This window comes from Pedobacter chinensis (assembly GCF_003339865.1).
GTDB lineage: Bacteria > Bacteroidota > Bacteroidia > Sphingobacteriales > Sphingobacteriaceae > Pedobacter > Pedobacter chinensis.
Genome location: NZ_QPKV01000003.1, coordinates 547670 through 571514, shown reverse-complemented (window position 1 = coordinate 571514; position 23845 = coordinate 547670). Strand labels below are relative to the sequence as shown.

At 37.1% G+C, this 23845-nt stretch carries 20 protein-coding genes and 1 tRNA gene; 4 read left to right on the top strand and 17 right to left on the bottom strand.

Translation table 11 applies throughout. The features are described 5' to 3' along the window. Window positions 1–8: 8 nt before the first annotated feature. From DU508_RS07800 to DU508_RS07780, 5 genes are all read right to left on the bottom strand, one after another. Complete coding sequence (locus DU508_RS07800; RefSeq protein ID WP_115402265.1) at window positions 9–419, bottom strand: hypothetical protein; 411 nt, start codon at window positions 417–419, stop codon at window positions 9–11. 8 nt (window positions 420–427) lie between these two features. Further along, window positions 428–1384, bottom strand: a complete 957-nt coding sequence (locus DU508_RS07795; protein ID WP_115402264.1) for an NAD(P)H-dependent flavin oxidoreductase — start codon at window positions 1382–1384, stop codon at window positions 428–430. A 31-nt stretch (window positions 1385–1415) separates the two neighbouring features. Next, window positions 1416–2279, bottom strand: a complete 864-nt coding sequence (locus tag DU508_RS07790; RefSeq protein WP_199562668.1) for an Abi family protein — start codon at window positions 2277–2279, stop codon at window positions 1416–1418. Window positions 2280–2420: 141 nt separating this feature from the next. After that, window positions 2421–3587 carry an amidohydrolase family protein gene (locus DU508_RS07785; protein ID WP_115402263.1) on the bottom strand — a complete coding sequence of 389 codons (1167 nt, stop codon included), beginning with the start codon at window positions 3585–3587 and terminating at the stop codon, window positions 2421–2423. A gap of 103 nt (window positions 3588–3690) precedes the next feature. After that, window positions 3691–3763: transfer RNA gene (locus tag DU508_RS07780), tRNA-Thr, on the bottom strand. A gap of 312 nt (window positions 3764–4075) precedes the next feature. Here DU508_RS07780 and DU508_RS07775 point away from each other — a divergent pair. The 3 genes from DU508_RS07775 (at window position 4076) to DU508_RS07765 (ending at window position 6224) form a co-directional block, all read left to right on the top strand. Beyond that, window positions 4076–4390: a hypothetical protein gene (locus DU508_RS07775; RefSeq protein WP_115402721.1), complete on the top strand. Its 315-nt coding sequence runs from the start codon at window positions 4076–4078 to the stop codon at window positions 4388–4390. 118 nt (window positions 4391–4508) lie between these two features. Beyond that, on the top strand, window positions 4509–4823 hold the full coding sequence (locus DU508_RS07770) for a hypothetical protein (protein ID WP_115402262.1): 315 nt from the start codon (window positions 4509–4511) through the stop codon (window positions 4821–4823). A 69-nt stretch (window positions 4824–4892) separates the two neighbouring features. Beyond that, window positions 4893–6224, top strand: coding sequence for a sigma-54-dependent transcriptional regulator (locus tag DU508_RS07765; protein ID WP_115402261.1), 1332 nt, complete (start codon window positions 4893–4895; stop codon window positions 6222–6224). 564 nt (window positions 6225–6788) lie between these two features. On the opposite strand, the gene DU508_RS07760 is transcribed toward DU508_RS07765, so the two are convergent. Continuing rightward, on the bottom strand, window positions 6789–9269 hold the full coding sequence (locus DU508_RS07760) for an ATP-binding protein (protein ID WP_115402260.1): 2481 nt from the start codon (window positions 9267–9269) through the stop codon (window positions 6789–6791). A gap of 282 nt (window positions 9270–9551) precedes the next feature. On the opposite strand from DU508_RS07760, the gene DU508_RS07755 reads away from it, so the two are divergent. Further along, on the top strand, window positions 9552–10241 hold the full coding sequence (locus DU508_RS07755) for a helix-turn-helix transcriptional regulator (protein WP_115402259.1): 690 nt from the start codon (window positions 9552–9554) through the stop codon (window positions 10239–10241). Between the two features lie 511 nt (window positions 10242–10752). Here DU508_RS07755 and DU508_RS07750 read toward each other — a convergent pair. The 11 genes from DU508_RS07750 to DU508_RS07700 all read right to left on the bottom strand — a co-directional run bounded on the left by DU508_RS07750 (window position 10753) and on the right by DU508_RS07700 (window position 23788). Next, on the bottom strand, window positions 10753–11316 hold the full coding sequence (locus tag DU508_RS07750) for a DUF3109 family protein (protein ID WP_115402720.1): 564 nt from the start codon (window positions 11314–11316) through the stop codon (window positions 10753–10755). A gap of 2 nt (window positions 11317–11318) precedes the next feature. Beyond that, window positions 11319–12092, bottom strand: coding sequence for a DUF3108 domain-containing protein (locus DU508_RS07745; protein ID WP_115402258.1), 774 nt, complete (start codon window positions 12090–12092; stop codon window positions 11319–11321). Window positions 12093–12186: 94 nt separating this feature from the next. Then, a complete protein-coding gene (locus tag DU508_RS07740; RefSeq protein WP_115402257.1) occupies window positions 12187–12702 on the bottom strand; it encodes a DUF2480 family protein in 516 nt (171 codons plus the stop codon). A 64-nt stretch (window positions 12703–12766) separates the two neighbouring features. Then, window positions 12767–14854 carry a peptidylprolyl isomerase gene (locus tag DU508_RS07735; RefSeq protein WP_115402256.1) on the bottom strand — a complete coding sequence of 696 codons (2088 nt, stop codon included), beginning with the start codon at window positions 14852–14854 and terminating at the stop codon, window positions 12767–12769. 227 nt (window positions 14855–15081) lie between these two features. Further along, window positions 15082–15654, bottom strand: coding sequence for an LptA/OstA family protein (locus DU508_RS07730; protein ID WP_115402255.1), 573 nt, complete (start codon window positions 15652–15654; stop codon window positions 15082–15084). After that, window positions 15654–16946 carry an OmpP1/FadL family transporter gene (locus tag DU508_RS07725; RefSeq protein ID WP_233509417.1) on the bottom strand — a complete coding sequence of 431 codons (1293 nt, stop codon included), beginning with the start codon at window positions 16944–16946 and terminating at the stop codon, window positions 15654–15656. The genes DU508_RS07730 and DU508_RS07725 overlap by 1 nt, the downstream gene beginning before the upstream one ends. Window position 16947: 1 nt before the next feature. Further along, window positions 16948–17682, bottom strand: coding sequence for a type III pantothenate kinase (locus tag DU508_RS07720; protein ID WP_115402253.1), 735 nt, complete (start codon window positions 17680–17682; stop codon window positions 16948–16950). A 131-nt stretch (window positions 17683–17813) separates the two neighbouring features. Next, window positions 17814–18794: a DUF6427 family protein gene (locus DU508_RS07715; RefSeq protein ID WP_115402252.1), complete on the bottom strand. Its 981-nt coding sequence runs from the start codon at window positions 18792–18794 to the stop codon at window positions 17814–17816. Window positions 18795–18946: 152 nt separating this feature from the next. Beyond that, on the bottom strand, window positions 18947–19936 hold the full coding sequence (locus DU508_RS07710; RefSeq protein WP_115402251.1) for a glycosyltransferase family protein: 990 nt from the start codon (window positions 19934–19936) through the stop codon (window positions 18947–18949). A gap of 20 nt (window positions 19937–19956) precedes the next feature. Further along, entirely contained in the window at window positions 19957–20811 is an 855-nt protein-coding gene (locus DU508_RS07705; RefSeq protein ID WP_115402250.1) for a UDP-2,3-diacylglucosamine diphosphatase, read from the bottom strand. Between the two features lie 481 nt (window positions 20812–21292). Next, window positions 21293–23788 carry a YfhO family protein gene (locus tag DU508_RS07700; RefSeq protein WP_115402249.1) on the bottom strand — a complete coding sequence of 832 codons (2496 nt, stop codon included), beginning with the start codon at window positions 23786–23788 and terminating at the stop codon, window positions 21293–21295. Window positions 23789–23845 lie beyond the last annotated feature (57 nt).

Below are 23845 nucleotides of genomic sequence, written 5' to 3'. Positions count from 1 at the left end.
AGGCAAAGTTAATGCTTTTGATTGATGTTAAGCTCGTTTTTAAACTCATGTTTCCCAAATACAACTAAGCCAAAAGCAATAGCAAACAACAGATAAATAACAGCTGGAATAATAAGAATGGTTAATTCCATGTGTTTAAAATAGTATTTTACAAGCGCCAATCCTCCAACCACAAAGTGCATAAAGTTTCCCAGTGAAACGGGTTTACTATATATACCTCCGATCAGGTTTGCCTTTGCAGTCCAGTTTAAGATGGCAAAACCAAGATAGAGCGAGCCAAGCACTTGAATGATAATTGTAAATATCTCCAGATTTTCTACACCAAAGTAACTTAATATTTCATGTGGAGCAAAAGAACAGGCTACCCCAACAAGCCCCAGGAAGACACTACTTAAAATCATTAAATATTTAGTGTTCATATCATCGGTTATTTAAAATCCAAATTCAATAAGCGATCTTTTTCCTGAATAAATTCTTGCCAAATCTCTTCCAGAATCAATCTGGCTGGTTTTATTTCTTTCAACATGGCCGATACCTGACCGATTTCGAGCTCACCGTTTTCCGTATCACCTTCAAACATACCAAGCTTTGCTCTTGCTCTTCCTAATAACGCTGTGAGTTGAATTCTATCTGCGCCCTCTGCTTCTGCCTGGGCAACGGCATCTGCAAAGTCATTTTTCAACAACCGCACCGGAACGAGCTTTTTCATCGCCAGTTTCGTATCACCCTCAACCGATGAAATGATTTTATTTTTGAATGCCGGATGTGCCGAAGATTCTTCTGCAACAGCGAAAGCCGAACCAATTTGAACGGCATCAGCGCCCAAAGCAAAAGCTGCCAGCATTGATTTTCCACTTACAATTCCGCCAGCTGCAATAACAGGAATCTGTACAGCTTCTTTAATCATCGGGATTAAGCACATGGTTGTGGTTTCTTCTCTTCCATTGTGCCCACCCGCTTCAAAACCTTCTGCAACAATGGCATCAACACCAGCTTCCTGAGCCTTCAAAGCAAACTTTGTATTGGCAATAACATGCACAACTGTAATTCCTTTTTCTTTTAAAGTTGAAGTCCAGGTTGCAGGATTGCCTGCTGATGAAAAAATGATTTTAACCCCTTCTGCTATTACCACCTCAATAATTTCCTGAATATTAGGGTACAATAGCGGAATATTTACCGCAAAGGGAAAATCAGTGGCAAGTTTGCATTTTTGGATATGTTCCTGTAAAACCGCTGGATACATGGAACCCGCACCGATAATCCCTAAGCCACCTGCATTGGATACCGCAGCGGCCAGTTTCCAGCCACTGCACCAAACCATTCCGGCCTGGATGATGGGATATTTTATATTGAAGAGTTTGCAGATTGATTTTTTTACTTCCATAATGCTTCGCTTTGCCAATTAGATTTTAACCCTAATGCTTAGGATCTACACTTGGATATTTTTCCAATAAATCAGCTAACTGAATTTTAAAATTATTTAGCGGTTGGATAATATTCAGAAGATATTTGACACAGCATAGATGGATATAAAGCATGTGCATTTCTTTTTCTTCCGGAACTTCATCAATCCAGTTAAATGGCGGATTTGGTAAAAGCTTGGGTCGCCCGGGAAGATTTTTATTCCAGAGTCTGCTATGATGGGCACAGTAATTTCTTATCTGTGCTAAAGATTGCAACCAACTAGGCAAGAAAGTATGATTGACTAAACCAAATTCTTTGGCAATTGTATCTTTAGATTTAACATCATTTTTCAGATTGCCATAAATTTTAGATAATGCTCCAAAACTTGTAAGTTCCAATGTCTTCCAGGACGGAGGAAAACGTAAATCGTCTTTATGTTTTGCTTTGTGAGATTTAATAAAAATATCTTTAGAACGAACCAATTCTTCTTCAATTACTGCTAAAGTTTTTACAGCTTCGGGAACATTTAGAAATATTTCCATTTTTTGAAACCACCATGGACCAAACTCGTGAGATAAATGGTAGATCAATTTTGTTCGAAGGCTGATTTCTATTTTTTCAATAGCATCAAAAATGATGATACGAAGTTCTCTATCAAAATTATATAAGGAAATTACATCCTCAAATTTACTTCCTGCTTTAAAAACATGGTTTTCTTTAGGTTCTGATTGCATAGGCCACCAATAACCAGCTAAACGATAATAACTAATATGTGATAAGAAATGAAAAGCTGAATTTGGATCAGAAATAGATAAGCCTCTGTTTATTAACTGGTCTATCTGTTCATTTATGGTAAGTGATTGCTTATTGTACATGCTTAAAAACCCAAAAGCCTATAAAGCAAAAGACACGCCTTGGGACGCTGTTCTTAAGGGTAGCGTGGCGTGTACTGTTAATGCAAATATAGATAAATTCATTTAATAAACTTACATGTTTTATTCAATTAAACGCAATCATCAAATTAGTTTGATCACTTTATCACTTTCAATAACAAAATCATCAGATAATTGAATAAGGTTTAAGCCTGGTTTTTTACCTGTTTCGATTGTACCCAATTGACTATCCAAAGCTAAAAACTCAGCACCATTAATGGTTGCCCATTTTAAAAGCTCTTCAAAGCTTACTTTCTTATGCTGCTGCAAAGTTTGCATTTCTGTTAAAATATTCAACTGATGATTGCTTGCCAAGCTATCCGTGCCCAAAGTGATTTTTACATTTTCATTGATGAGTAAATCAACATCGGGCAGGGTATTTTCAATGTATAAGTTGGCTTGCGGACAAAGGCACCAATATAAATCCGGATGACTTCGTTTGGCGAATTTCACGTCGTCACGATTTGAAACAGTATTGTGCACCAAAAGTGTTTTTTGCTTTTTAATATAAGGTAACCAGGTTTGCAAGGAAGTTTTTCCTGATGGATTGAAAAAAGTGATATCCAGCCCAAGGAACTTGTAAAGTTCCAGAAAACCTCCCGTTTTATCCTGAAAGAAGGCATTTTCACTGGTGGTTTCCTGATTATGAACACTAAGCAATGCGGCTTCTCTTTCAGCACCGTCATTTATTAAACTGAACAATTCGGGAGAAACAGAGTATGGTGCATGCGGAACAACTGATGCAGATAACGGGAAAAATTCCGCTTTAATTCCGTTGGCGTAATCCATAATTGCATTTGCCCTTTCTGGGTTAAAGCCCATTGCTTCTACAAAAGTGTGATAATAGATTTCACTGTTTTGTTTGATTTCTTTCGAAGCAATTTGATTGGAAATGTCGCCAACAGCCACAATGCCGTTTTCCATCATTTGCCGATCGGCATTTTGCATAGCCATTTTAATTTGTTCGGCACTTCCTTGCCTGCTTTTGATAATACTTTGCACAAATGTTACCAGGCCGGTATGTTCAGGAATTTGACCAAGCATATGCGATAATTCCAGATGGCAATGTGTATTAATGAAGCTTGGAACAATTGCGCCTTGATATCTTGTTACATCTAAATGATGGTTTTCAGCAGCTGCTTCAGTTAATATTTTTTCAATTTTTCCATTTGGATTTACAGCAACAACACCATTTTTAACTGGCAGACTGCTCACGGGAAAAATCCAATCGGCTGAAAAGTATTTTAGCATAAATGCAAATTAAGCGGAATAAACCAAGGCATCAAAATATATGTTAGCTAAAATAAATCCGGGATAAGAAAATTAAGTTTCCTGTAGATTTTAGAGAAGAAAGAGCCTCCTATCGGAATCGAACCAATGACCTACTGATTACAAGTCAGTTGCTCTACCAGCTGAGCTAAGGAGGCTTTCAATCGGGCTGCAAGTATAGAAAAAATTATTCTTTTGATAAAAAATTTAATTTATTTTTTTTGGGTTATTTAACGAAGGGGAGTGATCATTTACTGACCAACAGAACAGCTGTTTGAATTAATATCAACCTAAATGATAGCAAAATTTGTGGTCATGCCACCCAATGTGTGGAGAAATTCCACAGTTTTATTTCTTTGGCACAGCATTAAAACCTTAAAAATCAAATAGTTAATATAAAAACATTGTTGTGGCATTATTATGAAGCTTTAGCAAGTATTGTTACACACATTAAAATTTTAAATCATACTATGAAAAAGTTCATTTTATCAGCTACATTTTTAGCGTTCGCAGGGTTCTCAGCAGTACAGGCAAGTGAAGTAAACACAATTAAAAATGCTGCAATTGTTGCAGTTCAAGATAGCGCTGTAAAAACTCCGGTTAAATTAGAAGAATTACCTGAGCCAGTAACAACTGCATTAAAATCTGATGCTTACAAAGGTTGGGAAGCGACTGAAGCCTGGGCCGTAAAAGAGGGAACAAAAGAGTACTACTTAATCAATGTTAAAAAAGAAGCAGAAACAGGTTCTGTGAAAATTGATAAAGACGGTAAACCAGTTCAATAATTAATATTAGCCTTAAAGGCATAATCAACATATTGCGTAGCCTTTAGGGCTGCGCATAAAAATTAATAGAGCCACGAAACTATCACATTAGTTTCATCACATTTAAATTAAAAACAAGATGAAAAAATTAATTTTATCAGCTGCTTTCTTAGCTTTTGCAGGATTCTCAGCAGTACAGGCAAGTGAAGTAAACACAATTAAAAATGCTGCAATTGTTGCAGTTCAAGATAGCGCTGTAAAAACGCCGGTTAAATTGGAAGAGCTTCCAGAGCCCGTTACAACCGCATTAAAATCTGATGCTTATAAAGGTTGGGAAGCGACTGAAGCCTGGTCAGTTAAAGAAGGAACAAAAGAATATTACCTGATCAATGTTAAAAAAGAAGCAGAAACAGGTTCTGTGAAAATCGACAAAGACGGGAAACCAGTTCAATAATCCCAAATATTACATCTACCTAGTACAAGAAAAGCCAGTTTTTTAGCTGGCTTTTCTTATTTTTGTTGTATGGCGAGAATCCTGATTTTAGAAGACGATACAACATTTGCTCAATTACTTGAAGGTTTTTTAACCAAGAACGGCCATGAGATTACCCTGGTCACTCATATTAAACAATCTTTTAAATTAATCGAAAATCAGGAGTTTGATTTACTTTTAATTGATTATCGCCTCCCTGATGGAATAGGTTTTGAATTGATCACACATACCCGAAATCTTGGCATTTTCACGCCCATCATCATCATGACCAGCTTTAATGATGTTCGAACCGCAGTAAAATCCATGCAAATGGGCGCGTTCGATTACATTACCAAGCCTGTTAATCCCGATGAACTTTTAATGGTAATTAAGAATTCTTTAGCTAAAAAAGATTCGCAGGACATTAAGGCTGAAGATACAGACTCTGATTTTATAAAAGGCAAAAGCGCCATCGCCGATAGGCTATATGAACACATTGCTTTGGTTGCGCCAACAGATATGTCGGTAATTATTCAGGGCGAAAGTGGAACAGGAAAGGAATTTGCAGCCAGAACTTTGCACCAACAAAGTAAAAGATCGGGCAAACCATTCGTTGCGATTGATTGCGGGGCTTTATCAAAAGATTTGGCAGCCAGCGAATTGTTCGGCCATGTTAAAGGTGCTTTTACCGGTGCCTTAAATGATAAGAAAGGTCAGTTTGAAGCCGCTAATGGCGGAACTTTATTTTTAGACGAAGTTGGCAACCTAAGCTACGAAGTGCAAATTAAATTACTCCGGGCATTGCAGGAAAGGGTAATTCAACCTTTAGGAAGCACCAAACAAATTGCTGTTGATGTTCGAATTATTACAGCTACAAATGATGATCTGCTCAACAGCATTTCGGAGGGTGAATTTAGAGAAGATCTTTATCATCGCTTAAACGAATTTAAAATTCAACTGCCCGCTCTTAGGGATAGAGGAAGAGATTTAGAATTATTCATCAACCATTTTATCGGTTTATCCAACCGTGATTTAAACAGAAACGTTAAAAGTATTTCTCCTGAGGCAAAAGCTGTACTCTTGAATTATGATTGGCCAGGAAACCTTCGTGAACTTAGTAATGTGATTAAACGGATGGTTTTATTAACGCCCGGTGATGTTGCTCAGTTAAGTGCATTACCCGATGAGATGATGATTTCTGTTAACCAACAAACACTGCCCGGAAGTTCATCTGATTTAAAAGCAGTAAATGAACAGAATGAAAAGGCTATTATCAGCGAAACCTTAATTAAGGCAAAGTACAATAAATCCAAGGCGGCAAAAATGTTAAATATTGATAGAAAAACGCTTTACGCAAAGATGGAACGATATGGGATTGAGTAGTACAATGCTGCACTTAATAGCCTGAATTCGAGAATTATTTACTGCTTTTAAACACCCCCGGTCTGCGGCTACCCTAAACGGCCAAGGTGTCTTAACAATGTTTTCATCCTCAATAAATATAACTTAATGAGTTTTGGGTCTTTTCAATATGCATTATGTATTTACCTCTAGCAAATCCAAAGCACAACTCTTCGTTCTACTTAATCCAGGCCTAACAAATTTTTGGAGCGCAATACCCATGCCTTAGTACTAACTTTAACACAAAAGGGCGCAGCCCTAATGAATGCCATTAAAACCACAATAACAAATGAATAAATTTCAGCCGGCATTTTTTGTTTCTTTTTGATGTCAAACCTGCAAAGCAAGCTTGAGGACAATTAAAAACAATAAACAACACCGAAAAAAGAAAGAAGCCCCTCCGGTAAGGACAAAAAACACCTATTCCAGGTAAATAGGCAACAATTTTTAATATCAATATGCTACATTCAAAACTCTGCTTATTAATCGATTTCTTAGGTTAAGCTACGCCGTAGGTTAGGCATGATGATGTGCATCATAAATCACTTATAATTTGTCTGCCACGGGTTCCATTTCCTCTATAACTGCAATCAGAGCTTCCAGTTTTCCCAGCTGATTTAAAATATCTGTCTTGATATTGTTATTCAGTCCTTTTTCATTAATTTCAATTTCAAGTAATCTAAACGATTGAGCTAAAGTTTTCGAACCCATTTGTGCGGTTCTGCCAGCCAGGCGATGAACAATTAATCCGCTTTTCTCCTGGTTATTTTCTGCCAGTAATTTTTTCAATTCAATGGAGTCATCAACGCAATCTTGCTTAAAGCGGTTCAATATTTTCTCCAGCATTTGCTGGTCGCCAAAAGTCATTTTCTCAACAGAAGAAAAATCGAATTCAGGCTTTTCACTTAAAATCTCTGTTTTATCAAAAATTGAAAGCAAATCAACAGCACGGAAAGGTTTTAAAATCAATCCGTCAAAACCTTCACTCAAAACCTTTTCACGTTCTTCTGGTAAAACCTGAGCTGTAATGGCATAAAATTTAACATGAGCCGGAAGTTTTTTCTTCAAGATCTGGCAAAGTTCCAAACCTGTCATTTCAGGCAGGCGCATATCAATAAGCACATATTTAAGTTCTTCATTTGGCTCGTCACGCAAAATATCGGCCGCCCGGCTAAAGCTTTTAAATGGAATTTTATTTTTCTCCAAAATCATTCCGCAGAGGTCAAGAATTAATTTATCATCATCAATTACCCAAACCATACCTGGATTCACAATGGCATAATGTTCCAGATCCAAAGCTTCATTTACTTGTTCGCTGGTTTCCTCATATTTCAAATAAATATTAAAAACGGTTCCAACACCTGGTTTACTTTTCACGTAGATCCTTCCACCCTGATTTTCAATAAGCGACTTTACAATTGCCAAACCTAGCCCCGTTCCGGTTTGATTAACAATGTACTTTTCTGGCGATTCTATCTGTTCAAACTCATTAAATATCTTACTGGTATCAGTTTCAGCGAACCCGATTCCGGTATCTTTTATGGTAAAATTGAAATGCAAATTGTCACTTTGTTTTTTGCATGATGCAGTTAACGAGATTTCGCCTTTTAAGGTGAACTTAACTGCATTACCCAGGAGATTAAAGAGAATTTGTTTTAGCCTGAATGCATCGCCTTTTACAAATTCAATATCGGATAAATCTAAATCCACAATTAATTTCAATGATTTCTGCTCAGCAAGTGGTCGCATAACCGACACCACCTCATCCAATACCTTCTTTATATCAAAAACCTGTTTGTTAAACGTAAATTCACCCGAAATAATCCGGTTATAATCCAATACCTCGTTCACAATTTGCAACAAATGGACAGAAGACTGGTAAATGGCATCAACGTCTTTTTTCCGTGGATGATCTTGTTGACTGATCAATTCAGCATAACCTAAAATAGATTGCAATGGGGTTCTGATCTCATGGCTCATGTTTGAGAGAAAACGTTGCTTTGCTTTTCCATGATATTCAGCTTCATCTTTAGCCTGTTCCAACTCCCTACGGTACCTGTTACTTTTGGTAATATCCGTTAAAATTAAATAAAGCAAAATAACCGTGAGTAAAAAGAAAGTGATAATGATTGCTGTGATTTGAGTAATACCATCATTTACCACCTCTTTAGCCTGAATGCCATTTAAATCTACCTGAGCAACTGCTTCTCCTTCAACTTCCCTTAAAATCTGCAATATCTGGTTAGTCAGCGCATTGCTCGCATTGGATAAATCGGCCTCCCGCTTCAAAAATTTCTGACTTTTCTGACGTTGTTCTATTTCGATGTTCTTCAAAGAACCCGTCATACTTTTCATAATGCTGTCTTCCGCTTTGGCATTTAGCGTATCACGCCTGACCTTAAATTCTTCATTGATGATTTTATAAACATCGGCTTTCTTCTTCCCAAAGAGTTTACTCAGAAAACCTCTTGATTTTTGTTCCTCTTCAGGTGCAACCGTTGTTGTTGACGTGGTGGTTTCAGTGGTTAAAACAGCACTATCAGTTTGTTTGGCCCGCGAAGCCACAAGTTCATTTAACTTTTTAACTTCGTTGGAAAAAGACTCCGTATTAACCAATGTTTCACGAACCTGCAGATAGGAAACAAACTGCTTATCACGTTCGGCTAGTAAATTTTTAATCGATTTTATTCTTGCCAACTGTGCAGAATCTCCGGTATAAAGCTTTCTAAGGGTATCTAAACTCGATCTTAATTTTCGCGATTCCTTTAAAAAATTGTAGTTCCTCTGTTTGTTAAACGCTTCATCACGTTGCAACTGGTCCAGTCTGGCAATTTTATGTGATAAATCGTTTACAATTCTTAACCGGTCGTTAGGAGCTGAAATTTCTTCAACGGTGTTCAGCATTCGCGTAAAAGCAAACTTACTAATGCCCCAGGCTAAGAGCAGGGCAAAACAGGCGAATAAAAACCCGATGATCACCTTACCTTTGATTGCCCTAAAAAAACGTTTCTGAATTACGGCTGCCATTAATTTTAGCTAGTGTATTACTATTTAACGAATTTTTCGCTAAAAAGACATATTAACTAAGTAATACAAATAACATGCTAGGAAGTTTTTACAAACTATTTAAATTTTTGATTGAAACACGAACCTGGCCATCAAGCCCTGATATGTGTCATCACATACTACCACTGACTTGTAAAATCAACAAGTCATTTAAACAGTTCTTCATTTACAGATTAAAGATTTATCTTCAACTGATCATTTCTTATCTGCGGTAAAATCCCTAATTTTAACCAAGCCAAAACCATGAACCGCATCGATCGCCTTTTCGGGATTTTAACTTTACTTCAATCAAGAAAATATATCGCTGCAGATAAAATTTCTGAGCGATTTGACATCAGCGTTCGAACCGTATACCGCGATGTTAAGGCGCTGCAAGAACAAGGAATTCCTGTTGGTTTTGAGCAGCATAAAGGATATTTTTTAGTTCAGGGCTATTTTTTACCTCCGGTTTCCTTTAATATGGATGAAGCAAACGCATTGCTTTTGGTAGAAAGTTTGGTTAATGGTTTTGCCGATAAGTCTATTCGCTCCCATTATTCTGCAGCGCTTACCAAAGTAAAGGCGGTTTTAAAGAATAATCAAAAAGAGAAACTGGAAACCATGAATCAGCACATCAAACTGCAGATTCCTGAGCGTTTAAGCTTCAACTATGAATACCTATCTCTGATTCAAAATGCCATTACGGAAAAGAAAATGATGGCTTTAGAATACACCAACGCAAAAGATGAATTGAGCAAACGTGAGGTAGAGCCGATTGGTTTGATCTTCTATGCTTTCAGCTGGCATTTAATAGCCTGGTGTCATGTCAGAAACCAATACCGTGATTTTAATTTAACCAGAATTATTTGCCTGAAAACCCTGGATAAACCATTCTTAAAAACCGAACACATGCCGCTGAATGATTATATGAGCATGTTGCCGGTTAACTACTAGCTTAAAAGATTAACCGCAAAGGGCACAAAGGTTTTCACAGAGCGCACGAAGAGAGACAGTATAAACCTGTTGTACGCTGTGCCTTTCCCGGTGCACGCTGTGGTTATTTATTACGCACGGTAAAATTTAAGAGATTAACCGCAAAGGGCACAAAGTTTTCGCAAGGAGAACAAAGCCATTTTTTCACCACAGAGAACACAAAGTTTTTCACAGAGCGCACGGAGAGAGACAGTATAAACCCTGTTGTACGCTGTGCCTTTCCCGGTGCACGCTGTGGTTATTTATTACGCACCTGCCTTGGCGTTCTTTGCGGTTTCACTTGAATTCTTTGCGGTAAAACATAAAGATGTTTCCACTATTGATTAACCGCAAAGGGCACAAAGTTTTTCGCAAAGGACACAAAGCCAATTTTTTACCACAGAGGCCGCAAAGTTTTTCACAGAGCGCACGAAGAGAGACAGTATAAACCTGTTGTACGCTGTGCCTTTCTCAGTTAAAAAGTTAATGATTACTACATCGCCGCCACAGAACTTTCTAACTCTTTGTACCATTCTTCCCCGTATTTACGGATGAGTGGCCCTTTTAAAAAGCTGTAAACCGGAACTTTTAATTCTCTTCCAAATGTACAGGCATCATGACAAATATGCCATCTATCGTAGTTCAATACATCAAATTCCGGGTATTTCGTAATGCGAATGGGATACAAGTGACAAGAAATTGGTTTCTGCCAATCTACTATTCCCTGTTCGTAAGCTTTTTCAATGGCACATTTTGTAATGCCACCCTCAAAAAGCACATAAGCACATTCCTTATTTCTATCCACACAAGGGGTGGTCAGGTCTCCATCTTCATCTATCACATAAACACCTTGTTCTTCAATGGCTTTTATTCCCTTTTCATTTAACAAATGTTTTATTTTTGGATAAATTTCTTCCAGTATTGCTTTTTCATCATTATCCAAAGGTGCACCAGAATCCCCTTCTACACAGCAAATCCCCTTGCATTTACTTAAGTTACATACAAAGTTTTCCTTTAAAACATCTTCGTGCACCAGCACTTGTTCAACTTCTATCATCATTATTCTTTTGCTAAAGCATATTTTAAGCCGGCGGCTGATTTCAATTCCATGGTCACGGCGCCAACCAATATTTCTACCTGTGCTTTTACAGGCACTCGATTCCCATCATCAGTTACCCATAAGTATAAGCGGCTGTCCTTTTTAAAGATACGTCCTGGCTTAATTGATGGACTGAATTTTAAGCACCGTATATTACCCAGTTTAGATTTTATGGTTTCTTTACCAACATATTCAATTTCCAGGGCTGATACTTCATCCTGGAGGAAATAATTAAGTTTAAAACTATCGCCCACCTTCAGTTTAGAAATATCTAAACTTCTGGCAAAATAGTAGGCAGAAACCAGGTCAAAGGTTTGGTTTGTTGGTGTGGTAAAATTACCCCTGTTAGATACAATTTTTTTACCATCCTGATTAAACCTGGCTTTATCCTGCCTTGTATAACTGGCCTCACGTATGTTCTCCTGATAGAAATAAGGCAATAAATCTGTTTTATCAATATAAGAATCATAGTGATCTCTGATCTTGTAGAAGATATCAAAGGTGCCAGATGTTTGGGCATCAACAGTTAATTTATAAGTGGGTTTATTATCAAATTTCAAGTCAGAATTCGTAACCTTTATCGTGGCCTCAGCAGCTGTGATAAAACCATACCTTAACCTGTATTGTAATGTTTCGCCTTCCTGAAAAACAGGTTCCTTCTTTAGCGGCAACTCCTGTGCACGAGGCTGGAACATTCCAAAGCCCAGTATGAGTAATAAGATTAATTTTTTCATTTGCTTGTGTTGTTTCGTGTGTGCTGATTGCAACAATGTATAAACGTTTAAAATGTTGTAATCATTACGATATATGCAAAAAGCAAACCAAAAATTAATCTTTTCTTTTAAACACAGGAACTGTAGAACAAGGTTCTCCGAACATGATGCTTTTAACTACAGGCGTAAGCAGGTTAGTAACCTCAACATAAGCCGATACCGGAATATCGATATCGCCACATCCTTTTACCACTACACGCTCATTGGCATAATCCTGAGGATTGATTTTACCTAATGCTTTAGCGAACATCACCGCCTCTAAAGTTTCTAATCCACCAAACACCACCTCATTGGCATAAGGTTGTAGCCTATTGGCTAGCAACATATAAGCCCAGGTTGGAACAATAGCATCAGCAGAGCAAATGATTGCCACATTTTTATCCTGATATTGCGCCCAGTCATGTTCCTTAATAAAAGTTCTGAAATCTTTTTCTTTCAACATTAATCCGTGAAAAAGATTATCCTTAATATCATAAAGCACTCTTTCGCCTTTATGATAAAAATCTTCCAGATTTAAAGTAATTAAACCACTGTTGGCTACTTTATTAATAATATTTTCTTGGATCTCCATGGCTATAAATAAAAAAACCGTTCCAACTAAAGTTAGAACGGTTACAAAATTACGTAATTTCTATTTAATAGAATTTCACACGATTGTCTTTTATGGTAGCATGATCAATCAAAGCCTGGAAAGCTGCCTGCCCTGAACGCTGACCCAAACTTAAAAGCATGCTTTCTTTTTGTTTAAACATGTTCGCAATTGGAGCCGGATTTGTAAATCCATCAACTGTGAAAACATAAACACCACGATCGCCTGCTACCGGAGCAGATACTTTACCTGGTTGAGCACCAAATACACTGCCCACTAATTTATTTTCTTGCGCAACACCAGGAATTACCGGATTTGCAAAAACAATATTTTGAACCGGGTTAACTGTTCCACCAACTTTAGATGCAATTTGATCTAAACTTGCTTTCCCTGCCCCAATGAATTTTTCTTTTAACATTTTAGCCTTAACTTCATTAAGCACCAATGGCTGAATTTCTTTTTTAACAGCATCTAAAGGTAAAATCCCTTTTGGATTTACAGCGGTTAAACGGGCAACCACGTATTCATTGGTCATAGTGTAGATTTCAGGTAAAACATCGCCTTTATCTGCTGCATAAGCATCCTGAATTAATTTACGGGGATTATCCAAGCCTGCTGCGAAACCTTGAGTTGCCGCAATTTTATCAGCAACAGCAAGTTTTAAGCCTTTTTCCTGTGCGTATTTAGCGAAGTCTTTTCCTTTAACCTCATTTAAGAAGTTGCTCGCCGCTTTATATGCAGCGGCCTGTGTTTTGCTGCTGGCACCCAAAGTTTTCTCGATATAAGCCAATTTAGCTACTTTAGAAGAGCCGATTTGTTTTTCGATTTTTATAATGTGATAACCAAACTGAGATTTTACTACTTTAAGATCTCCGGTTTTACCATCAAATGCAGCGTTTTCAAATTCAGGAACCATTTGGCCTCGAGAGAAAACTGGTAACTCTCCACCTTGATCTTTAGATCCGTCTACACTATAATTTTTCGCCAGTTCAGCAAAATTACCACCTTTTGAAATCAATCCTTTTAATGAATCAGCTAATTTAGCCGCTCTGTCTTCTTCTCCAGCTTTGGTTGGGTCAATTAAAATGTGACGAACTTTAACTGAATCCGGAGAGAAACGAGTGTCGATTACCTTCACTAATTTATAAGAATTACCAGATAATTTAGGGCCGTAAAAGCTTCCCGCAGGTAAAGAAAACAATGCTGAATCTAAAGCCTGATCTCCTAATTTACCTTTTGATAAATAAGTGAATGGTACTTTAACATCAGAATTGATCGCTGCAAAAAGCGAATCATTTTTAGAAACCCTGAAATCTGCTGCAATTTTTTCAATTTGTGTTTTAATGGCTAATGAATCTGCTGCTGTTGGACTTATGCTGAAAGAAACATAGTCAAAAGAACGTGTTTCCTGCGGATTGTTAAAACGTGCTTTATTTTCATCATAAAATGCAGCATAATCTGCATCGGTTAATTTAACTGATGCATCAGGAATTGAACTGTAATCTAAACTTACATATTTGAAGTTAGCCAGTTTATTCCGGTTTACATACTCATCAGTTGCTTCCAATGAAGTCACGTAAACAGAGTTGCGGATTAAATTAGAGTATTTAGCTTGTAAGGATTGGTTTTTGATTTCCTGCTGCAACATATTTGATTGTTGCAAAGCCTGTGGATCTTTAGACTTAAGGAAGTTCATTAAAGTAACACGATCCAACTGTCCTGTTTGAGGATTTGAAAAGTATTGTTTAATTAAGGGACTTGGGTTTTGACCTTGTAACAGATCAAATAATTCATCTTCTGAAACCGTTAAGCCTAAACGCTCATATTCTTTATTTAATAGTACGCCAGCTAATTCAGCATTCCAGGCCTGATCAACAGCCATTGCAGTCATTTGCGGATTTAAGCTTCCGCCAAACTGTTGTTTATACTGGTTTAAACTCTGATCTACTTTTGGTTGAAAATCATCAATGCTGATTTCATTACCGTCAACCGTACCTACTACCTTTTGGTTTGCCGACCAAAAAGGCTTACCCACGTTAATTGCATCGCCTACTAAAAATGCAACAATTGCAAAACCAATTGCAAAGACTAAGATATAGCCAGCACGGTTACGCAAAAATGTCATTAATCCCATATTGTACTTTATAAATTTATTTAGTTTTTTTTAAGAGGGCGCAAGATACAAATTTGCCTTAAAAAAGAAAACACAAAATTTTATTTATCAAGTGTTTAATTTTTAAGCAAATAGAGCTGTATTTTATTGATAGAATAAGTGGATCATTGGATGATTAAATGGCTGATTTTAATGATGAAATGATTGAAGTGACTCCCCTCAATTAACATTCAACATTCTATCCTTAACTAAGGCGCTATTCCTTCTTTCATGTTCAGATCGGCATTACCGCTTTCCATGGTATAAGTGCTAAAATCTTCGGGTGCCTGAAAGTTAATTCCTTCGCCAACACTTCCATCAGCCCCTTTCACATAAACTCTCTGAGTGGAGTAGAAAATCTTTTTTAATTCATCCCAGATCAATTCCTGAGAAGAAAAGGTATCGCCTTTGTTATTTTTAACAACAACATTTTTTCTGAACTCTGTTTTTCTATCCTGATCTTTCCTGATCGCATAATCACAAACCAGGTTTCCATCAATCTTACCACTTGGGCTAAAGAAATCAATGCTCACCCCTTTAATCATTTCCTGGTATGTTCCACCAGTTGAAGGCGTAACTTTATCCATAATCGGCGCATTCCCTTTTGCCTTAACACGAGCTGAATCACTGTAGATAATTTCTACGCCAAGTGTTCTATCCCTGGTAAAGGTTATTTTATTTACAGCAACTGCATTAGCTTTTTTTAGATCGTCATCTCCACAGGAAGCCAAAAAAAACGGCAACCCAAGCATCAAACCATATAAAAAGGCTTTTAATTTCATTAATCTACTCTATACTTACGGAACCATGTATCGTTAAGCGTAAAACCCAGATGGAAGTTAATGAATTTTTCTTTTACCAGATTATTATCCAACGTTCCTCTCTGGCCTACTTCTGTAGTAAAGTTGATTTTATAAAAAGCTGTTCCGCCGTTGGCTGTTGGCAGTGGGAATCCAAATCCTAATGAAGCGCCCATTTGTTTAATATCCTGATTATTGATCTGGATATAGGTTTTATCGTAGTTGACTCCTAAACGATAATCAACCCGTTTCAGGTAGCTGTTATAAGAAGTGTAATCTGGTGTCCATTGCCCACCTAATGATGCTCCCCAGCTATCTTGCAAACCTGAATTAACATTGTTGATGCTGGTTGCAGACCATTTGCTCATTCTAAAATCTGCACCAATCAACCACCTGTCATTTTGCTGAATGGAAATACCAAAATTATGTGATAATGGTAAAGTTAAATTTGATTTACCCCTATCTACAGAATTTAAAGTATCCAATGCAGTGCTTTCATTTCCGTTTACATCTCTTGTATATTGCGTTGCAAAGAAGGTTTGACTTGAATTCAGCTTACTGGAATTACTGCCCGAATAACCCAAAGTTACGATGGTTCTTTTCCCAACGTTAAAATCATATTGAACACCGTAAGAGTAGTTTAAACCACCAACACTATTTTTATTTTGAAGTTTTGCATTGATCGAACCTATCTCTGTATATTCTGTAGCTCTAGTGGTTTGAAGATTACCGAAAATATATTCGGCATTTGCACCAATTCTTAAATGATCGCCAATGCGGTAACCATAACCCACGTACGCTTTTGATAGCCCACCTTCTCCTTCGTAAAGCTGATCTACAGTCATGGTATCAATTTTAACGGTATTTCTGTATGAGTATCCTAAATCTGAATATGGAAGAATACCAAAGCTTAAGGCAGACCTTCTGTTTACTGGTACCGCAAAAGCCAGGTGACTAAAAGTAGAGTTGAAACTGGTTTCACTTAAATTATTTCTTGAAAGATTCGTTAAACCAGCACTCATGCCAATATCAATTGTGGTTAAAGTGACACCAGAGTACGATGCCGGATTTTGCATATTGATATAATTGAATCCGGTAACTTTGTTTACAGCTGTCGAGATACCGCCCATTCCCCTTAATTGTGGCAATAATGAACCTTTGATATTTCCGATTCCATATCTTGAATATGGTGATGAAGTGGTAACCTGTGCCTGCGCACTTAAACCACAAACTAGAACGAGTATGGCTGCAATATAATTTATTCTTTTGTACATTTTAATCTGCAATAGCTTCATTTAATCCTTTTAATACGATATAGGGATCTTGTATAATTTGAGGGGCAAAGATGCTGTTTTGTAATTGCTTATACAAAAAATTAGCGTCACCACCTGTTATAATCACCTTTAAAGCACTTTCTTTTATATTATTTAAGGCAATAAAGCCTTCAATTTCGTTTACTACACCCTGCAAAACCCCATTTTTTATTGCTGATTGTGTATCAACTCCTTCTGGAATTACTTCTTTTGCATCCCACTCCACCATTGGCAATCTGCCTGTAAATTCATGCACTGCTTTAAAACGCATTGCAATTCCCGGACTTATGCTTCCACCAAAATATTCATTTTTCCCGGTTAGTAAATCATAGGTAATACAGGTTCCGGCATCTACCACCAGACAGGCATTTTCAGCGAATAGTCCATTCGCACCTAAAATTGCTGCCCACCTATCCAAACCAAGTGTATTAGGTGTTTTATATTTATTTTGAACGCCGTTGGTTAATAACGCCGTAAACCGGGTATATTGCGTATGTTTCTTTAAAAATTCTTCCAGCTGGCCAATTTCCTGATTAACACTGCTGACGATGGATTTTTTAGGTGAAAATTTTTCAATCAATTGTGCCAGATCAATAATTCCCAACTTCAGGAACCGCTGGTGATGAATAATTTCCCGGCCAGCAAAAACAGCTATTTTCGCTGAAGAATTACCAATATCAATACTTAACCTATGCATTAATATTCTTCTGATGCGAAACAATCACCTTTTGATATGAATTAAAACCTAAACAAGCTTTAACAAGAAACTTCATGCTACAAAGCTATTAATCTTTGTTAAGTTTTGTTCTAGTTATTTGTTAAAAAAGGTTAAACAAAAAGAAAGTATTGTATGGATAGTATAAACAAAACAAAGAGTGTTTCATAAAACCAGCGCTTTTTTGCATTGCTAAAGTAGTAAGCCAACAATACCGATCCAGGTGGTACACAAAGCAAAAAATGCCAGGTTCTGAAATTTGGCTTTAAATAAAAACTGGCACCGGCAACTATGAACATAAAGAATAGCAACTGAAACCCCTTCCTGGTACTGATAAAACTTCTAAAGAAGTTTTCACGAAGCTGCAAAGATGCCAATACGATAATGATAACAACGGGAATAAGCACCAGATAATCATTAAGGTTGATCTGGAAAACAGATGGAAACCTGTTGCCCAATGGTTTCCAGATCTGATAAAAAGATGCCAGATTATCTCTCCAATAGTAAAATACGGCCAAAAAGAAAAATACGGTAAAAAAACCGACCAATCCTGCAACCCACTCTCTCCAATTAAATGACCGGAATAACAACAATGCCAGGAAAATCATTAAAAGCATCGCCATGAAAGGAAAATAAATCAATGTACCTACACCGATGATCATTCCTATATCGAAAACAGTTGTAATAGAATTTGCACTTTTTCCCAGTTTTAAAAATTTATCTATTACCCATATTAATAAAAAATTACTGATTAATGCCGGGCTCAGAATCATAAAGGGCATAAACAAGCTTGTACCCGTAATGTACATTAAACCAGGTAAAAAACTTGGTTTAGCTAACAAATTATGATTATTGATAACCCGGTTGAAAATTAGTGCCTGAATGAAAACAATAATAGTTGCAATCAGAATGTTGGCCGGGGATGAAAAAGCATTATCTAAATCAATGTTGATCAATAACCTGGCAAATGGCTCGAGAAAATCGAAATTAAGTTGATCTGGTGTTTCGTAAAAAATGGCTATACGCATAAAAAATGTGTAAGCCAGTAACAACAGAAGGTTAATTGGATTTAGTTTTCGGAACTGATTAATCATGCCTTTTTAACGAATAGGCAAAGTAAAGAAAATAATTTAAGAGTAGGTAAAAAGCGGAAAGATACCTCCTTGGCCGGTAGCACACCTACCAACTACAAAACCCACAAACAAATAAATTGCAGGGGCTGGTGAACCACCAAACAAGGTATGGCTTAAGTCCTTGCATATTTCCTGACCATATCATCAATGATTTTCTCGGTTTCATCAGGAAAATCAAATTCATGTTTTTGAGGATGACTAACCCAATCTTTAATGATTGGAAGCCAGTTTTTTGTACTCCCCCAAATAACAGGTAATCCGAATTGCTTTAATGCATAAGCATTACATTGTTGTTCAAATTGGAAACGCATGGGGGCAACCAGTAACTTTTTCTTCAAATAAAGTGCTTCTGCCGGGCCTTCAAACCCCCCACCGGTAAACAATCCCTCACATGTGGCCAGGCTTTTATTGAACAGTTCATTATTAACGGGTTGTACAGAAACATTCTCATGATGATAAGCCAAGTGATTATGCTTTGAGAAAACCTCCCATTTAATTTCCGGAACCTGGGCAAGTAATTTAACCAATCTTTTATCGTCAATTGCCGGTAAATAAACCGTGTAGTGTCCAAGATTTTTATTTTCCAGCGCTCTGATTTCAGCTCTGATTACGGGAGTATGGATGAAGCTATCGTATCGGTCGAAATGGAAACCGATATGATATTTAGTTGGGGCATAGCGGCTCAGAATAATTTTACCCCAATCCAGTGTTTTTGGACGGGGAACTTTCTTCGATTTAAAAGCCGCCTGATGACTTAATGAAACACATTCGATTCCCTGAAGTTTACATGCCCATGCGCTAACAGGTTCAAAATCGTTCACAATCAGGTTGTACTCTTTAAGCGGCAATTGCTTCATGTCTTTCCTGAAGCGGAAAAGATTCATGTTCAACCAGGTTTTAAAGTGATCTACACCACCTTTCTTCCCGAAAACGAAACTAAAACCATGCAATTGATACTTTACCGGTTGGCTAAGCTTAACATCGGCTTGTGTTCCACTGACCAGAATATCGAGTTCTCCATATTTTTGAAGTAAAGGAATAATTTCCCGGGCTCTGCTGATGTGACCATTTCCGGTTCCCTGTATAGCGTAAAGTATTTTCATTTGTGCCGAATATCCAAAAATTATTGAGCAATTTCATACTTAATGTGTTGTAAAAGTATGTTTACATCAAGCTTACTTTTCAAATCTTCTGCATCTGAGAGAATTCCTTCTTCAAGTTCATCCTTGATAAAATTTTGATATTCATATTTAAAAACAGTCCAGTTTTGATTTTGATATTCTAAAGCCGTTAAACTTTCTACCCAATCTCCGCTGTTTAAGTAGGTAACCTGTCCATCATCTGTAGAAATCTGTCTTTTCTCTGCCTGATGAATATGCCCACAAACCACATAGTGATAACCCTTTTCTATCGCCAGTTCTGCTGCGGTTTGTTCAAAACTATTAATAAACTTTACTGCATCCTTGAATTTAGCCTTTATTTTTTTTGAGAAACTCATTTTTTCGCGTCCAAAGGCCGTTAATACCCAGTTTACAAAACTGTTGATCAGGATCAGGGTATCATAACCAACGGCACCCATTTTCGCCAGCCACTTTGAATGTTGCATGGTCACATCGAAAACATCTCCATGAAAAAACCAGGCCTTTTTACCATCCATTTCTAAGATTAATTTGTTTTGGAGATGAAAAGTTCCCATTTCCATCCCATCGAACTTTCGCAATAACTCATCATGATTTCCAGTAAGATAGTACACCTGAACTCCTTCAGAAACGAACTTCATCAGTTTACGAATAATTTTCATGTGCGATTCTGGCCAGTAACTTTTACTGAATTGCCAAATATCAATAATATCGCCGTTTAAGATGAGCGTTTTGGGCTTTATGCTTTTTAGATATCTGAGCAGTTCCTTTGCATGACAGCCATAAGTGCCCAAATGCACATCGGATATTACGACTACATCAACATTTCTTTTATCCATAACCGGGAAAATTTAGGGGAGAAGAATTTGTTACCGCTTGAATAAAGCAGTTTAAAAAATATGGTGTTTACTTTACCATTCTTCTTCCTCATCGAGTTTAACCTCAAAGGGACTAAAGAAATAAAGTACTATAATTAATAAACACAGGGCGAAGAATGACTCTAGCATATCATCTGATTTTACTTTACAAAGGTAAGATGCTATTTATCAAACAAATGTTACGGCATTGTTAAATTATTCTTCAAAATGATAAAGGATGTTAAACTTGGTTAGAGTTAGTTGGTTAACTGGTTATTTGATAAGTTGGTTGAGATTTCAAAAGTCAGACATAAATTTTACCAGCCAGGCTTGAACACTATTACGTCAGAATTTAGACCAAAATAAAAACCCATAAGATTATAGTTCTTATGGGTTTAAAATCGTCTTTTCGACTTCGAATTTTCCGCTTTGCCGAAACAACAACGTATCGTAAATTTTAAAATTAAGCTTTAACGGTTTTCTTTTTCTTCCTGTTTTCTGAGTAAAAGCCAAAACCTAAACCAGCTAAAAGTAAAATTGAACCTGCTAATGAAATTTTTTCTCCGGCATAATATGATGTTGGGTGGAAAATAAATTCAAGTTTATGGTTGCCTCCTTCTAACTGTGCAGCGCGTAAAATATAATCGGCTCTGAAGTATGGCTTTTCAACTCCATCGATATACATTTTCCAGCCTTTGTTGTAATAAATCTCCGAGAAAACAGCAATTACATCTTTAGCTGAAGAGTACTCATAAGTTAAATGGTCTGGTGTATAAGTGGTTAACCTAATGAAGCCTTCCTGTCCGGTACCTAAACGTTTGGTATCAATCAATGATTGATATTGTTCATCAACAATAGCCTCTTTTTTTGCATCAAAACTGCTGATTGCTTTCATTTCCTCATCGGCATTTTTAGCAAACTGAACACTTTGTACAAACCATGCATTACCAGCAGCCGTTGCATTACGCTGCATTTTATATGAACCATTTTGAGGGTCTTGTGTGATGATATATTTGGTGTTCAACATATCCAAAACATCCTGATTGATGCTTTTTGTCAACTGATGATCAACCAACTCCTGAAAACGTTTTAATCTTGCTGAGTGAAAACCACCAACCGTTTTATGGAAGTATGACGTTTCGGCACTTTTAAACGGATCTCCAAGTGATAAATCAAATACTCTGAAATTAGGATCTTTATCAGCAGCGATGAAATTATCTACATCTCTGGCCTGATAATGATTCGCCAGATCAGATTTGCTTACAAAATTCTGGTTATTTAAGTAACGACGATCAACTTGCCATAAATCAATTAAAATGAATAATGCCAGCAAGCCAAAAGCAAATTGCATATTCATTTTTTTAGTGATGAAAGCCCAGGTAATACCAAATCCGATTATAATAAACAGTAATGTACGTAAGGCATCAGCACGGGCAAGCGCAACACGATCGGCAACAACACCGTTAATGATTTCCATTGCAGCACCCCGGTTATTTTGCAATGTTTGTGTTAAAGCATCTAAAACCTGAGCTTGATTCGCTTGGGTAAAACTGAAGAAAGCAGTTGGTATCAGTGCAATGATTAAAGCAAGTCCGCCTGTAATTGCTGCCGACCAGGTTAATCTTTTAACCAAATATTTTTGATCGTATTTCCCTTCCTGAGCTTCTTTGATAGCTAGTATAGCCAATAACGGCACTAATAAACCTACAACCGCTAGGATTGATTCAACCGCCCTGAACTTGTTGTACATGGGCAGGTAATCGAAGAAAAGATCAGAAATCAACGGGAAATTCTGTCCGAATGAAAGGAATAATAACAAAACACTGCTTCCTAAAATCCACCATTTCCATCGGTGCTGAACAATGAATAATCCAAAAACAAAAAGTAAGCAAATAATGGCACCAAAATAATATGGGCCTGAAGTACCTGGTTTATTTCCCCAATATTGGTTTGTACCTAAATTTTGAGCAACATAACCAATTGCCTGCCGTGGATCTACACCCTGAAGGTTTTTCTCTACCGCTTTATAGGTATTGCTTTCAGGTTTGATCATTTCATCAATACTACTTGCACCACCATAAATATTCGGAATCAGAAAAGAGAAACTTTCTCCAACACCCTGGCTCCATTGATAAGCATATTCCTTATCCAAACCATTTGCAGGTTCTGATTTATCGGTAGTTAAGTTAGATTTACCACGAATGGTTTCTTTCCCATATTCATAAGTAGTCCATAAGGTACCCGCGTTAACCAAAACGCCCAATATTATCCCGGCAACAATAAAACCGATTGATTTACCAAAAGTGGCCAATTGTTTTGTTTTAAATGCGTGGTATAGCTCTATACAGGCCAAAATAAATAGCGCTATAAAAAGATAGTAGGTCATTTGGATATGGTTGGAACGAATTTCCAAAGCCATAAATAAGGCCAGCAAACTTCCGCCCACCAAATACCTTCCTCTTAAGGTAAGGATTATTGAGGCCAGAATTGGTGCGAAAAAGCCAATGGCCAAAGCCTTGTTACTATGCCCCGCAGCAATAATGATAAAATTATATGAAGTAAAGGCAAAAGCTATCGCCCCCGCAGCAGCAAGCCACGGATTGATTTTGAGTACACAGAAAAGAAGATAAGCCCCCAATAAATACAACAGTACAGTTCCAACAGGATCGGGAAACACACCTTTAATTACATCAATACCATAGGTGGTAATGTTTAAAGGATATTGAACCCAGATTTGATAAGCGGGCATTCCTCCGAACATCTGGTTGGTCCAAAGTGGCCCTTTTCCAGTTTGTTCTTTTACATCCATAATTTCTTTCTGCATGGCTTTTGCCTGCAAAACGTCGCCTTGTTGTGGTGCTTTGCCCTGCAAAACGGGACTGAAGTAGGCAAAAGTGATGACTACAAAAAATGCAATAATGGCCAGGTGGATGCCATTTTTATTAAACCAGTTATTCATTAAGGTTTGTTTAAGTTTAAACGAATGTCAAAAATAAAAAATTGAGCGGTATAAAAA